Source organism: Staphylococcus sp. AntiMn-1 (genome assembly GCF_001663395.1).
Taxonomy (GTDB): domain Bacteria; phylum Bacillota; class Bacilli; order Staphylococcales; family Staphylococcaceae; genus Staphylococcus; species Staphylococcus equorum.
Window position 1 is genome coordinate 636,864 of the sequence record NZ_CP012968.1, and the last position, 14,365, is coordinate 651,228.

Sequence of the window (14,365 nt, forward strand, 5' to 3'; positions counted from 1 at the left end):
ATATTAAACCCCTTCTACTGGATAAATTTTCTTAACAATATAACCTGACTCTGTAATAGAGGTCTCTGGTGCTTCATCAATACCCACAATGACTATACCTACAGTATGTGCATCGCGCTCTGATACTGATAATGATTTATGGAAAGGTAATTTACTTTTAATTTGAGTTTCAACTTTGTTTATTTCTTCACCATCTGTTTGGACTACTAAGTAATAACTTTCTTTATCTTTAAGAGAAATTGTATCATCGTCATCCATCATTTCTTTTGTTTCTGCAGTTTTCAATTCAAAGTGTGGTGGTAATGTATGCAAATTCGTTTCGAAATTTAATGTGACATTTAATAAGTCACTTACTACAGCACTACCTGTAGCTAAACTACCCGCACCTTTACCATAGAACATCGTTTCACCGACAGCATCACCAATAACATAAATTGCATTGAATTCATCTTCAACTGAAGCTAATTGATGTGCTTTATTAATTAGTGTTGGCGCAACAGAAGCTTGTACTTGGCTATTTTCATATGTACCTTTACCAATTAATTTGATTTTATAGCCTAATTCATCGGCTACTTTAATATCTGAAAGTTCAACGTCACTAATACCATGTCTATCTACATCAGCTAAATTGATAACTTGATTAAATGATAAATAAGACGTAATTACTACTTTTCTTGCTGCATCGATACCTTCCACATCATCAGTAGGGTCTGCTTCTGCAAAACCTAATCTTTGTGCTTCATCTAAAGCATCTTTAAATGATGTTTCTTCTTGAGTCATTTTACTTAAAATAAAGTTTGATGTTCCATTTAAAATACCCATGAATTTACTGATATTATTTGCATTCAAACCGTTATTTATCGCATTGACGATTGGTATACCACCTGCAACACTAGCTTCATATTTTAAAGCTACATCATTTTTTTGCGCTAATTCTTCTAATACATTCAAGTGAACTGCCAATAAATCCTTATTTGCTGTAATAACATGTTTTTTCTCGCTTAAAGCACTTTTCAACCAATCTACTGTTGGTTCAATACCACCCATGACTTCTACGACGATATCAATTGAATCATCCTTTAATATTTCATCAATATCTTCCGTCAAATGATACTTCGAAACATTTATAGGTCTTGAACGACTCTTGTCGCGTACCAAGATATGTCTAATATTAATATCTTTGTTCATTGTTTCTTTAATTTGTTCTCTATTCTCTTCAATAATTTTTACTACACCTGAACCTACAGTACCTAAACCGAGCAGGGCTACATTTAATTCCTTCATAAATTCATTCCTCCGATTGTTCTTCTAAAAAATACAATTGTACAGTTGAAAAATACTTGAATATGGTATAGTATAAATTCATTCATTATTTTTGTAAAGCTTGAAAATCTAAATCGTATATCTATCCTATCACTCTCGTGATAAAAACTAAACAAAATTTTCTGATTTTTTAGAAAGGTTGTATGTCACTATGAAAGTTTCAAAATTTGGAGGAAGTTCTGTTTCCAACGCAGAACAAATTAAAAAAGTATTAAATATTATCAATTCGGATGAAGATAGAAAGATCACTATTGTTTCTGCACCAGGTAAACGACATAAAGAAGATGTGAAAACAACTGACTTATTAATTCGTCTATACGAAAAAGTAATCGATCATTTAGACTATATTTCTAAAAAAGAAGAAATCATTCAGCGTTATGCCGATATTATTCATGAATTACATATGAGTGATACATTACTATCTACGATTGATCAAACTCTAGAGTCTTACATTGCTACATTAAAAGACAAACCTTCTCGTTTGTTAGATGCATTATTATCTTGTGGAGAAAATTTTAATGCTCAATTGATCGCTGAGTATAATAACAGCCAAGGTATTCCTACCCGTTATATTTCGCCCGGAGATGCTGGCATAACTGTTACAGATTTACCTCAAAATGCCCAAATCTTAGATCAATCTTATGAAGCGTTATATAAATTAAGAGAATATGATGAAAAATTAATCATCCCAGGTTTCTTTGGTCTTTCAAGACAAAATTACATCGTTACATTTCCTCGTGGCGGATCTGATATTACTGGAGCAATTGTCGCTAGAGGCGTTAGAGCAGATATATATGAAAACTTCACAGATGTATCTGGTATTTTTAGAGCCAATCCTTCTATTGTAAAAGATCCTGAAGTGATTGATGAAATTACTTATAGAGAAATGCGTGAACTTTCATACGCTGGCTTTGGTGTCTTCCATGATGAAGCATTGCAACCATTGCATAAAGATAGAATTCCTGTCGTTATTAAAAATACGAACAGACCCAATGATATAGGGACATATATTCGTCATGATAGAGAAATCAACTCTAATAATGTTATCAGTGGTATAAGTTGTGACAAAGATTTTACAGTACTGAACATCAAAAAATATTTAATGAATAGACAAGTAGGTTTTACACGTAAAATATTAGGTGTACTTGAAGATTATGAGATTTCATTCGATCATATGCCTTCAGGTATAGACAGTATCAGTATCATTATGCGTTCAAAAGAAATTCAACATCGAGAAGAACAAGTCTTGAACGATATTCGCGAACGTTGTGATGTTGATGAGTTGAGTGTAGAGCACGATTTAGCTGTACTCATGATTGTAGGAGAAGGCATGCATAGAATTATCGGCACAGCCAATACAATAACGCATGCGCTTGCTGAGGCTAATATAAATTTAAAAATGATGAACCAAGGTGCTTCGGAAATATCTATCATGTTCGGAATAGATGTATCAGATGCAGAAAAAGCGGTTAAATCAACATATGAATACTGCTATAATGGTCAATGTTTAAAGATTTAACATGTTTTATTCATAAATATTAGATAATAAAAATCCTTCAAATCAAATGGTTCTTAAGTTAAAAGACTGACATTCTAATTTGAAGGATTTTATATTGCTTTCTTTTCTGAAATTAATGCTTGGTTAATACGTTCATCTCCTACAACTAAGCGTAAAATAACAAATTGATAATAACTTAATGAATCAATAACGCTCCTGTAATTAGGAATTTGATGATAATCGATAGGATCTAACAATTCATACATCAAGACAATCTCTGGTTTAACATAATCTACATCCCATTTGATTGAATGGAAATAAATATGTTTCTCAGGCATCCTGATATTATGATTCCATCTAAACATCCAATCTTCATCTTCTACATCATAAACAATAATCGTCATGATGATTTCTTCATTATCAAAGATATTGGCATGTGTCACTTTAGGAAAATCAATTTTCGTGAAATCTGACGTTGAGGATGTGCCATCATAAAGCACAGATTTAAATGTTTTTGGTATATATTTTAAAACTTCCCCTAAAAATTTCCTTTCAACACTGATATCTACTTTTCCATTTAAATTAAATTCATCATGCAAAAATAATTGTTTAGCAACTTCACCATTATATTTAAATAAACTAGCTACATTTTCGTTTAACGTCTCTACAATTTGTTTAATATTTTTATTTTTAGTATCTGGCAAATGAGCACCTCCTATTCAAAGTAAGCGTTTCCAATAATATTCATTATATAATTTGTAGAAGCGTTTTTCAATGTATAAAACATGAAAATGTGAAATAAAACACATTTAATTTTAAAAGTCTCCTATATGTATAAAATCATGTGCTAATCTGGTATTTAGAAATTCAGGTCTATTTATAACCAAAAACTGATCAGCACTTTGTTTTAGTGCAATTTGAATTTCAGCTACTTCAGGTATAGTCTGATACAATGAATTATCTGCCATATAAGGCATTGCAGCAAAATACCGACTAATACGATATTTTGAAAATGTTTGAGCAACATCTGTGCCTACTATAATATGATATTCACTACTTACCACGCCATTTGATAATATAATGTTAAAGTTTGTATATTTAGCTACATATTTAATAATATCCGTAGAATAACTAATCACTGAGATTTTAATTCCATTATAAAATAATTGATCAATTATTTTATAAGCAGCAGGATGATTATCAAATGCAATAATTTCATTTTCATTGATTTTCTCAGTAATTTGTTCGAGATAACTTTTAATTGCACTCAAATTGTCGTCCTCCATCTACACTATTTATATTGCGCATAATTTATTATATCTATTTATGGTCATAAATAAAACTATAAATCATTGTTCAAACGTTCGTTTTGTTAACTTTTATTATAGAATTAATCGTAACAATCATTACAATCATTATTAATAATTATTTTATTGTATTTTTATAACAATTTAATAAATACAATTTGTACTACTTTAAAGAAAGGCGTAAAATAAACCTTGTTAAAAATTAAATTAAGATTAGGATGGTACACATGTTTTTAATTTCTATTTTACTCATAATAATTGTTCTATTAATTATTATTGTATTTATAAATCATCACCTTATGAAACATAAGCTTGATACTGAAATATATTCTAAGAATCAATTAGTTAATAAAATCAGTATGGTTACGAGTGAAAACACACATTTAAAAAATCAGATGTTAGATATTGACGCAAATAACGATACATATCATCATGGATTAAGAAAAGCTAAACAAGTTTTAAATGAAATTTTATCACAATACAAAACAGATGCTCAGATTAAGTTTTATGACATTATTGCTACGAGTAATCTTGCGGTAAAACATCCGTTATTTGAATATGCAAGAACATTCGATTATATCATCATAACTGATAAAGGGCTCTTCAACATTAATGTTAAAAATTGGAAACAAAAAACGTTCTACCATTTTAATGCTGACTCTAACTTAGAAACTTTATCTAATAATGACGACACTGTAAATCAAACTGTCGGTCGCTACATTGCGAATCAATACCATTCACAATTTCAAACAAAGCGAAAAACAAATTATACATTTATAGAACGTATCAAAAATAATTCAGTAATTTTTGAATTTTATAATTATGATCCATATGAACAATCTTCGCAAAATGCCAAAGTATTAGAAGATAAAATAAATGAACATCTCAAACGTCAAATCAAGAGTATAGGCCTTGTTTATTTTACAGATGGTAGTGTGAATATCATAGATGGACCAGCAATTAGAGGAAATTACGCAGAAACCGTCTCTTCAAAATCATCTTTAAAAGAAGTCATTGGTGAAACACTAGCATCTTCTAACGAATCATTAACTGAAGAACAATATAATAAATTAGTAAATCATATGCATTAATCGAATTACAACAAATGTCATTTCAAAATCGATATTACTAGAAAGAATAGTAGCAAAAATAAAAGGTAGCTTCCTAAAATGGGAAGCTACCTTTTATTTTGTGCACAAAGTCACATGATTTCTTTTAGCATTTATGTGCATACCTTGTACAAAAATGTTCAGTTAATTACTTTAACTCCAAATATTCTCATTGTTATTTTTTGCTTGTTGTTCAGCTTTTTCAAATATATCTCTGTATTTACCATTAGGTGCATAGTATTTTTCTTTAGCCAAACCTTTTTTTATTAACTCTTCATTAAACATTGTATCCTTATCTAACCATAAATAAGCTAATGTTCTTCCATATTGATCTTCTTGCTCTTCATCATATTCCAAAAAAACGTCTTTGTTCGTTAATTGTGCTTTAGAATAATCTGAAGCTTCTTTACCATATGGTTGAACTGGTGTATCAGGTTTAACTGTTTCTGGTGTATCCACTCCGATAAGTCTAACCTTCAGTTCTTTATTATTGTCATTTTTGGCAACCAAAGTATCACCATCAACAACACGTTCAATGTGCACTTCTTCAGTTTCTTTAGGTCCAGATTCTGATTTTGATCCATTATTTTGAAAAGGCCCTGTTTCATTTATAAATTGAAACGCAAGTACACCTAACACAATCATACTAACAACTAATATTGTCATTTTTTTAGTCGATTTCACAGTTGCACCTACTTCTTTTGAATTGTCCAAATTATCATATAGAAAATCAATTAAGTCGTCAAGTTAGCGTAGTCCACAATATTTTATACTTTAATTCAAATGACAAAATTCTGTTATAATATCCAACGTAAATATAATGACGAATAATAATATTTTATTTCATATCACTGATAAACTCGTGCTATAATACATTAGATAGGAGTGAACAAATTGAGTATATTTAAAGAGAATATGATTACAATCATCGCAGTGATTATTGCAGTGATTGTGGGGCTCATATTACAAAATCAATTTCAATTACCATTAATGGTATCAGCAGTCGTAGCGGTTTGTTTAGGTATCCTTATTGGGTTCATTGTTTTTGTTATCCAAACAATCGTAACGAAATATAAAAAGAAATAATCTTTACTGCCGCATATCAAAATGCAGGCAGTTTTTTTATGTATCATTTGAATACGTATTAACCATAGGATGAGAAAGGATGAAACGTGTTTTTTAGTTTACATAATTATATTATAGTTGAATTAATTCCTTTTAAAGCTTTTTAATTAGTTTCATTACTCTATACGTTGATTTCACTAAATAAAAAAGTCGTGTAAAAAGTTTTATAACTTCATACACGACTTTTTATTTTAATCATTTTTTACGAATGTCAGTATAGCATTAAACTCTTCTTCATTCGATGAGTATGTGCGTTCCTCAACTTCTCGCACTGTAGCATTTAGTAACTGATAACCTGCAACTTCATCATCTTCTAAAAATGCATTAATACTACTCTCTAATTCTTTTAATGATGCCGCTCTCAATGTACTTAGTTTAATCTTGTTCATCTAACCATCCCCTTATCAAGATAAATAATATTTATTAGTTACATATTACTACTTATACATCATACATACAATTAATAATACAATAGCATCAAATATTAACGTGGATTTAAATGCTCTTTGTTGACTCTTATAATCTTTTTATCTTAAAATTAAGTTTCAGTTTATAATGATTGGGGTGATTATTTTCTTCAAATCAAAAGAAGCGCGTGCATTTATTATATACTTTGGAATATGTCTTACTTTATTAACATTATATTTATTACCTTTCGTGCACGCGATATTCGGTTAATATAGTCGTATCATTACAATTATATTATCTCAACAAACAAACAGGTTCAAATCACTCAATAGATTGAGCGATTTGAACCTGTTTTTTAATAAAAATAATTTAGCATAGAATATTCTTTTAAATTCACAAAAATCATTCGTTCACTTCGGTATAAATTTGAAATCTTACCCCAAATTTATCTTTAACTACTCCAAATGCCGGACTAAAACTTGTTTCAGATAATGGCATTTCAATTTGACCTTCTTTTCCTAAAGTTTCAAAAATTTGGCTTGCTTTATTTTTATTATTTAAAGTAATACAGATTATAACTACATTACCCTCTTGAGACGGATAACCTGGGAACGTATCTACAATCATAATTTTCGAATTCTCTATTTCCAACGCTGAGTGAGAAATTAAATCTTTTGTATTTTCAGGAAGTGAAAAACCTGGGTCCTCTGGAAGATCCCCATATGTCATAATCCCTAAATTCTTAGCTCCAAAAGTATTTTCATAAAACTCAATTGCTTCTCTAGCATTTCCATTTAATTGCAAATAAGGACTTAACTCCATCTTTTAGTCTCCTCTTCATCTATTCACACAATTTTCACCTTAATATATTTTAACAATACCCTAGATAAACAAAAGTTAACGATAAAAGTACCAAAAACGAGCATTAAGTGGACCACAACTTTCATAACAATCATTAGTATATGAAACTTTTGAATAAAAGTACTTACATATTTGTCCTTTATGTTCAATTTCTTCAATCTTATTTTCAAAGATAATATTTGGGTCTTCAATTCCAAGTGTGTTTGATATAAAATGATTCATAGGCGCATAATCTCTCCTTAATTTATTTGGTAGGATATTTAAATTATAGATATTTTTGCGCCTTTTTCATACAAAAAACAACCCGAAATCATTCATTCAGAATGACCCGAGTTGTTGATATTACTAATATTATCCCTCTTGCTTAGCACCTAGTATTCTTTAAGGTATTGTTCTCTTTCCCATTCAGAAACTTGTGTTCTATAATAATCCCACTCAATTGATTTAGAGTTAATAAATTGATTATAAATATGATTGCCTAAAGCTTCTTTAATTGGTGCGTTATTTTTCATTGCTTTTACAGCAGTGTATAAAGTTGAAGGTAAATCTTCGATACCAACAGCTTCACGTTCTTCACGATTCATTTCATAAATGTTTTGGTTAACTGGTTCTGGTACTTCTAGTTTATTTTTAATACCATCTAAACCTGCTTCTAAAAGTGCTGCTAATGCTAAATATGGATTGGCAGCTGGATCTACTGAACGTACTTCAACACGTGTAGATAATCCACGAGAAGTTGGTACACGGATTAATGGTGAACGGTTTTTACCACTCCAAGCGATATAACATGGTGCTTCGTAACCTGGAACTAAACGTTTGTATGAGTTTACTAAAGGATTACATACAGCTGTGAAACCACGTGCGTTTTTTAAAGTACCTGCTATGAAATGATAAGCATCTTTCGTCATTTGCATATCGCCATCTGGATCATAGAATGCGTTCTCTTTGCCTTTGAATAATGACATGTTAAAGTGCATTCCACTACCATTAACACCGAATAAAGGTTTCGGCATGAACGTCGCATGTAGATTATGTTGACGTGCAATTGTTTTTACAACAAGTTTAAATGTTTGAATGTTATCACAAGCTGTAATTGCATCTGCATATTTAAAATCTATTTCGTGTTGACCTGGTGCGACTTCATGGTGACTCGCTTCAATATCAAAGCCCATGTCCTCAAGTTCTAATACAATATCACGACGACAATTTTCACCTAAATCTGTTGGTGCAAGGTCAAAGTATCCACCATTATCATTTAATTCTAATGTTGGTTCACCTTTTTCATCTAATTTAAATAAGAAGAATTCTGGCTCAGGCCCTAAATTCAAATCTGTGAATCCTAATTCTCTCATATTTTCTAAGACACGTTTTAAGTTTGAACGTGGGTCACCTTCAAATGGTGTATTATCTGTTTTATAAACATCACAGATCAGTCGTGCAACTTTTCCTTGTCCTGCCGTCCATGGGAAGATAACCCATGTATCTAAATCTGGGTATAAATACATATCTGACTCTTCAATTCGAACAAAACCTTCAATTGAAGAACCATCAAACATCATTTCATTATCTAATACTTTTTCTAGTTGGCTAACTGGTACTTCTACGTTTTTAATTACGCCTAAAATATCAGTAAATTGTAAGCGTAAATATCTTACGTTTTCTTCTTTAGCAAACTTATGAATATCTTCTTTAGTAAATGTACGTTTTTGCATTGTAAATGTCCCCCGTTAATATTATTTGATAAAACGTGATAAGTCACCACGATTTATCGGTATTGCTTCTCGCTGTGGTTTCTGGGTAGCTTCAACTATCATTTGTTTTCTTGTTTCTTGTTCATCATCAGAAAGATGACTTTGCTCTTCATTAAGAATTTGCTTAATACCCTTGATATTAAATCCTTTTTCAATCAGTTTTTTAATTTCTAAAAGTCGTTCCAAATCATTTAATGAAAAGAGCCTCTTATTGCCTTCTGAACGTTGTGGTTTAATCAGTTCATGTGTTTCATAGTAGCGAATTTGCCTTGCGGTTAATTCGCTCAATTTAGTTACAACACTGATAGAGAATACAGGCATATTGCGTCTTAATGTATCGTTTGACTTCAATTCCCTCACCTCTATTTTTGAACTTGTTCTAAATTTAGCACAATTTTTCAATAATTTCAAAAATATGTAAGGTTTCCTTACATATCCTTTGAACCCTTGGTATCACTAGCGTACGTCTTATCAATACTCGTGAATCATATTAATTTTTAGAAAATTCCTTTAATTTGTTCAAAAAAAATCCATATATTTTATCAAAATTCACATCATTAACAAGTATATTACTTCAAAATGTGTGTTTGATAGAATACATGGATTTCAACTTCTTTTTATATCAGTTGCTGTGATTTAAGATTTGCTGCAGCTCTTGTTACTGCCAATTTCACATGTTCGTAGGTTAAGCCACCTTGTACATAGGCTTCATAAGGGGGGCGAATTGGACCATCAGCTGATAATTCAATAGACGAACCCTGGATAAATGTACCAGCAGCCATAATAACATCATCTTCATAGCCTGGCATAGAAGCAGGTTCTGGCTTAAAGTGCGCATTGATCGGTGAAGCTTGTTGAATACTTTGGCAAAATTGAATCATTTGCTCTTTAGTATCGAATTCAACCGTTTGTATAAGATCGGTTCTAGGAACATCGTATCTTGGTTTTGTACGCATGTTCATTTTTTCTAATAAAAGACTTGTAAATAATGCACCTTTTAAACTTTGGCTAACAACATGAGGTGCTAAGAAAAAGCCTTGGTACATTTCTTGTAATGAGTTAAGAGAAGCGCCCGCTTCTTTACCTATACCAGGTGCAGTTAAACGGTATCCACATCTCGCAACCAAGGATTCTTTGCCAGCAATATAACCACCAATTTTAGCTAAACCACCACCTGGATTTTTAATTAATGATCCAGCAATTAAATCCGCACCACATTCTATTGGTTCATGCGTTTCAACGAATTCACCATAACAATTATCTACAAAAATAATCACGTCTGGATACTGTGCTTTTATTGTTTGAATTGCACTCTCAATTACTTCTAAATTAAGAGATGGTCGTTGGTCATACCCTTTAGAACGTTGAATTGCAATAACTTTAGTTTGTGGTTTGATTTGATTCATTACTTCTTCTATATCTATATCATCTTCTTTTAAATCAACTTTATTATAACTCACGCCATATTCTTTCAAACTTTCAATACCATTTCCATTTATGCCAATAACCTCTAATAAAGTATCATAAGGATTTCCTGTTATATATAACAGCTCATCACCATACTTTAATGTGCTTTGTAAAGCAATCGTTATTGCGTGAGTACCTGAAATAATTTGTGGTCTGACAATAGCATCTTCTGCTTTAAAAACATGGGCATAAATTTCTTCTAAATGGTCTCTACCAAAATCATCATAGCCATAACCAGTAGTGCCTTGTAAATCATTTTCAGTTGCTCTTACCGCATGAAATGCATCTAATACTTTTTCCTGATTAACATATGCTGTTGCCTCAATGTTTCTAAAATATGGTGCTAATGTTTCTTCTGTATTAGCAATCAGCTGTTTCATATCTTCCATTAATCATTACTTCCTTCTATTCTTTTTTATATCCTTTAATTTCGTAAGTTGCATCATCTTCATTAAATATTAATTCTGACACAAGTGTATGCTGTTTAAGAAAGTATAATCTATCCGCATTCGCACTTGGGATGGTTTCTTCATAATATGTGAGTATTTTTTTGACTTGATCAAATAGTAATTGTTTTACTTTGTCTATATCTGTTTCATCCCGACTAGAAACAAATACCGATGGCTTATTCGTTGTCGGCGTCGCACCTTCATGCAAATCTTTTTTATTAAATATAATTGCTTGCGGAATTTGTGCCATATCTAAATCTGCAACAATTCCATTCACAGTATCATATTGTGCTCTATACTCAGGATGACTACTATCAACGACATGTAATAATAGATCCGCATTTTTTGCTTCTTCAAGCGTTGATTTAAAAGCTGCAATTAATGTCGTTGGTAGCTTTTGAATAAAACCAACTGTATCAGAAATAATTAAGTTAAACCCATCATTTATCTGGATTTGTCGTGTTTTAGGATCAAGTGTTGCGAATAATAAATTCTTTTCATATGTTGTTTCATTGGCAAGCATGTTAAACCAAGATGATTTACCTGCGTTCGTATAACCTATGAGTGCAACTTGGAAAACATGGTTCTGTTCACGTTTATTACGATAACGTTCACGATGTTCAACCACTGTTTCTAATTGGTGCTTAATTTCGTTCATTCTCGTTCTAATATGACGACGGTCCATTTCTAGTTTCGTTTCACCAGGGCCTCTTGTCCCAATACCGCCACCTAAACGTGACAAACTACGTCCATGTCCTTGCAATCTAGGCATTAAATAATCAAGTTGCGCTAATTCAACTTGTAATTTACCATCTTTACTACTTGCTCTTAATGCAAAAATCTCTAATATTAATTGCGTTCTGTCGATAATTTTCACATTTAAATTTCCATTTAGCGCTTTTGATTGTGCTGTTGTTAATTCATCATTAGCAACAACGACATCGATATCATGATATTCAATATACGCTCGAATATCTTCTAATTTCCCTTTACCAACATAATATTTTCTATCAAAATGTGTTCTGTTTTGAGTAAACTGTTCTTGAACGTTTAGTTGACACGTTTCTGACAATGATGCTAATTCTTCCATTGTCGACTCAAAATCAAATTCGTCATCATTTTGAGCATGTACTCCAACTAAAATAGCTGTTTCTAATTCTTTTTTTGTATTATAAGTTTGTTGTTGGGTCATAACATGCACCTCTTTTCTTAGCTATTCTATCATAGTGTATATATAAAGACTACAGCGCCAAATTATGTTAGATTACTTATAAGAGGTGAATTAAAATGACTATATATGACATAGAAGTTCAGAAACCAAATGGAGAATCGTACAAATTAGATACGTACCAAGGACAACCCATGTTAATTGTTAACACGGCTAGTGAATGTGGTTTTACACCACAGTTCGAAGGACTTCAAAGTTTATATGATAAATATAAAGTTCAAAATTTTATAGTATTAGGTTTCCCTTGTAATCAATTTGGAGGTCAAGAGCCTGGCACTGGTGAAGAAGCTACACAAAACTGTAAAATTAACTACGGTGTTACCTTCCCAATGCATGAAAAAGTTGATGTCAAAGGTGAAAATCAACACCCACTATTTGAATTTTTAACTAAAGAACAAAATGGTGTCTTCAATGAAAAAATCAAATGGAACTTCACTAAATTCCTAGTAGATAAAGATGGTAAAGTTGTAAAACGCTTTTCTCCACAGAAAAAACCTAATCAAATCGAATCAGAAATTGAAGCATTATTATAATTTGAAAATTCTATGATTTTCTGAAACAATATTAAGCATTACAATATCTATAAACAAATATAAGCTACACTAGATATCAATTAATCTAGTGTAGCTCATTTAGTTTTTAACTTTTAATTATATATTTTCTAATTATGATGTTTGAGGTGCATCATCAATAGTGAAAGTACTAATAGCATGTTTATAAATAAAATGCTGTTTACCTTGAGATAATAAGCATACTACATACTTATCATAATCCTCAATAACACCTTTCATTTGAAAACCATTCATTAAAAACACAATCACTTTTGTTTGATCAGTCTTAAATTGTCCTAGGAATTTATCTTGGATGTTTTCTGTTGTCTTCATGTTCTATACTCCTTTTCTTTATTTGGACTGAAACTTCATCTAACATCGATGAAAGTGACATTTTCTCTTTATCTAACCATACTACGTCTAGCTTATTTTTGAACCAAGTCATCTGTCGCTTTGCATAGTTTCGAGAATGTTGCTTTAATTTATCTATTGCGTCATTTTTATTTGTACCGCACTTCACTACAGGCAACATTTCTTTATAGCCTATAGCCTGCATACTTTGACATGATTCATATCCCGCATCTACGAGTTGTTTCACTTCATCAAGTAAACCACGTTCCAACATTATATCTACGCGTTTATTTATCCTTTGATATAATATGTCACGCGACATTTCTATCCCTAATAATAATGTATCATAATTTTCTGTATATTGTTGAACTTTCTTTCGAGAACTTAAAAGTTTTTTTGTTTTTAAATAATATTGAATTGCTCTGCGCACTCTTTTTCTATTATTGGGATGAATATCTTCTGCAGACTCACTATCAAATGATGATAAATACTGATGTAACGCTGCATTTGATAGCTGATCTAATTCTGCTAACTTTTTGTCTACTACTTCACTTTCTTCGTCTGTGATTGTTTCATCTTCAAACGCATAATCGTGTATCAAAGACTGGATATATAAGCCCGTGCCTCCAGCAATTATAGGCACACATCCTCTATCAGTAATCTCAGTTATTAATTGCTGCGCTCTATTTTTAAAATCAAACGCAGAAAACGTTTCATCTGGCTCTAATATATCTACCATATGATGTGGCACACCTGACATTTCATCTGACGTTATCTTTGCTGTACCTATATCCATATGTTTATATACTTGCATTGAATCGCCACTGATAATTTCACCATTAAATTTTTTCGCTAATTCAATGCTGAATTCTGTCTTTCCTACAGCAGTCGGACCTACAAGTACGATTAAAAAAGGTTTATCGTTATGCACGTGTAT

The 14,365-nt window shown here is 31.3% G+C and carries 16 protein-coding genes; 4 read left to right on the forward strand and 12 right to left on the reverse strand.

Features of this window, described 5'->3' with window-relative positions; genetic code table 11:
- Positions 1 to 3: 3 nt before the first annotated feature.
- Positions 4 to 1,284: a homoserine dehydrogenase gene (locus tag AOB58_RS03180; protein WP_002512325.1), complete on the reverse strand. Its 1,281-nt coding sequence runs from the start codon at positions 1,282 to 1,284 to the stop codon at positions 4 to 6.
- 190 nt (positions 1,285 to 1,474) lie between these two features.
- Between AOB58_RS03180 and AOB58_RS03185 the strand changes: the two genes are divergently transcribed.
- A complete protein-coding gene (locus tag AOB58_RS03185) occupies positions 1,475 to 2,842 on the forward strand; it encodes an aspartate kinase (RefSeq protein WP_021338784.1) in 1,368 nt (455 codons plus the stop codon).
- A gap of 89 nt (positions 2,843 to 2,931) precedes the next feature.
- Here AOB58_RS03185 and AOB58_RS03190 read toward each other — a convergent pair whose 3' ends face one another.
- On the reverse strand, positions 2,932 to 3,525 hold the full coding sequence (locus tag AOB58_RS03190; protein WP_002507783.1) for a hypothetical protein: 594 nt from the start codon (positions 3,523 to 3,525) through the stop codon (positions 2,932 to 2,934).
- A gap of 111 nt (positions 3,526 to 3,636) precedes the next feature.
- On the reverse strand, positions 3,637 to 4,092 hold the full coding sequence (locus AOB58_RS03195; protein WP_021338782.1) for a sugar phosphate isomerase family: 456 nt from the start codon (positions 4,090 to 4,092) through the stop codon (positions 3,637 to 3,639).
- A 263-nt stretch (positions 4,093 to 4,355) separates the two neighbouring features.
- Here AOB58_RS03195 and AOB58_RS03200 point away from each other — a divergent pair, with 263 nt between their 5' ends.
- Positions 4,356 to 5,219: a hypothetical protein gene (locus AOB58_RS03200; RefSeq protein ID WP_021338781.1), complete on the forward strand. Its 864-nt coding sequence runs from the start codon at positions 4,356 to 4,358 to the stop codon at positions 5,217 to 5,219.
- A 171-nt stretch (positions 5,220 to 5,390) separates the two neighbouring features.
- On the opposite strand, the gene nucI is transcribed toward AOB58_RS03200, so the two are convergent.
- Positions 5,391 to 5,921: a thermonuclease NucI gene (gene nucI, locus AOB58_RS03205; RefSeq protein ID WP_046465290.1), complete on the reverse strand. Its 531-nt coding sequence runs from the start codon at positions 5,919 to 5,921 to the stop codon at positions 5,391 to 5,393.
- Positions 5,922 to 6,131: 210 nt separating this feature from the next.
- Between nucI and AOB58_RS03210 the strand changes: the two genes are divergently transcribed.
- A complete protein-coding gene (locus AOB58_RS03210; RefSeq protein ID WP_002507787.1) occupies positions 6,132 to 6,323 on the forward strand; it encodes a hypothetical protein in 192 nt (63 codons plus the stop codon).
- A 230-nt stretch (positions 6,324 to 6,553) separates the two neighbouring features.
- On the opposite strand, the gene AOB58_RS03215 is transcribed toward AOB58_RS03210, so the two are convergent.
- The 6 genes from AOB58_RS03215 to hflX form a co-directional block, all read right to left on the reverse strand.
- Positions 6,554 to 6,751, reverse strand: coding sequence for a hypothetical protein (locus AOB58_RS03215; RefSeq protein ID WP_021338779.1), 198 nt, complete (start codon positions 6,749 to 6,751; stop codon positions 6,554 to 6,556).
- Between the two features lie 421 nt (positions 6,752 to 7,172).
- Positions 7,173 to 7,592 carry a VOC family protein gene (locus tag AOB58_RS03220; RefSeq protein WP_064782950.1) on the reverse strand — a complete coding sequence of 140 codons (420 nt, stop codon included), beginning with the start codon at positions 7,590 to 7,592 and terminating at the stop codon, positions 7,173 to 7,175.
- Between the two features lie 410 nt (positions 7,593 to 8,002).
- The gene (gene glnA / locus AOB58_RS03230; RefSeq protein ID WP_064782952.1) at positions 8,003 to 9,343 is read right to left on the reverse strand and encodes a type I glutamate--ammonia ligase; all 1,341 of its coding nucleotides are present in this window, start codon (positions 9,341 to 9,343) and stop codon (positions 8,003 to 8,005) included.
- Positions 9,344 to 9,364: 21 nt separating this feature from the next.
- Entirely contained in the window at positions 9,365 to 9,733 is a 369-nt protein-coding gene (locus tag AOB58_RS03235; RefSeq protein WP_002507792.1) for a MerR family transcriptional regulator, read from the reverse strand.
- 266 nt (positions 9,734 to 9,999) lie between these two features.
- A complete protein-coding gene (locus AOB58_RS03240) occupies positions 10,000 to 11,238 on the reverse strand; it encodes a methionine gamma-lyase family protein (protein WP_021338777.1) in 1,239 nt (412 codons plus the stop codon).
- A 16-nt stretch (positions 11,239 to 11,254) separates the two neighbouring features.
- The gene (gene hflX, locus AOB58_RS03245) at positions 11,255 to 12,490 is read right to left on the reverse strand and encodes a GTPase HflX (RefSeq protein WP_002507794.1); all 1,236 of its coding nucleotides are present in this window, start codon (positions 12,488 to 12,490) and stop codon (positions 11,255 to 11,257) included.
- Between the two features lie 95 nt (positions 12,491 to 12,585).
- Here hflX and AOB58_RS03250 point away from each other — a divergent pair, with 95 nt between their 5' ends.
- The gene (locus AOB58_RS03250) at positions 12,586 to 13,059 is read left to right on the forward strand and encodes a glutathione peroxidase (RefSeq protein ID WP_064782953.1); all 474 of its coding nucleotides are present in this window, start codon (positions 12,586 to 12,588) and stop codon (positions 13,057 to 13,059) included.
- 132 nt (positions 13,060 to 13,191) lie between these two features.
- Here the strand turns inward: AOB58_RS03250 and hfq are convergent, their stop codons facing one another.
- Together hfq and miaA are read right to left on the reverse strand one after the other, a co-directional pair.
- Positions 13,192 to 13,410, reverse strand: coding sequence for an RNA chaperone Hfq (gene hfq / locus AOB58_RS03255; protein WP_002507796.1), 219 nt, complete (start codon positions 13,408 to 13,410; stop codon positions 13,192 to 13,194).
- Positions 13,382 to 14,359 carry a tRNA (adenosine(37)-N6)-dimethylallyltransferase MiaA gene (miaA, locus tag AOB58_RS03260; RefSeq protein WP_021338776.1) on the reverse strand — a complete coding sequence of 326 codons (978 nt, stop codon included), beginning with the start codon at positions 14,357 to 14,359 and terminating at the stop codon, positions 13,382 to 13,384. The genes hfq and miaA overlap by 29 nt, the downstream gene beginning before the upstream one ends.
- Positions 14,360 to 14,365 lie beyond the last annotated feature (6 nt).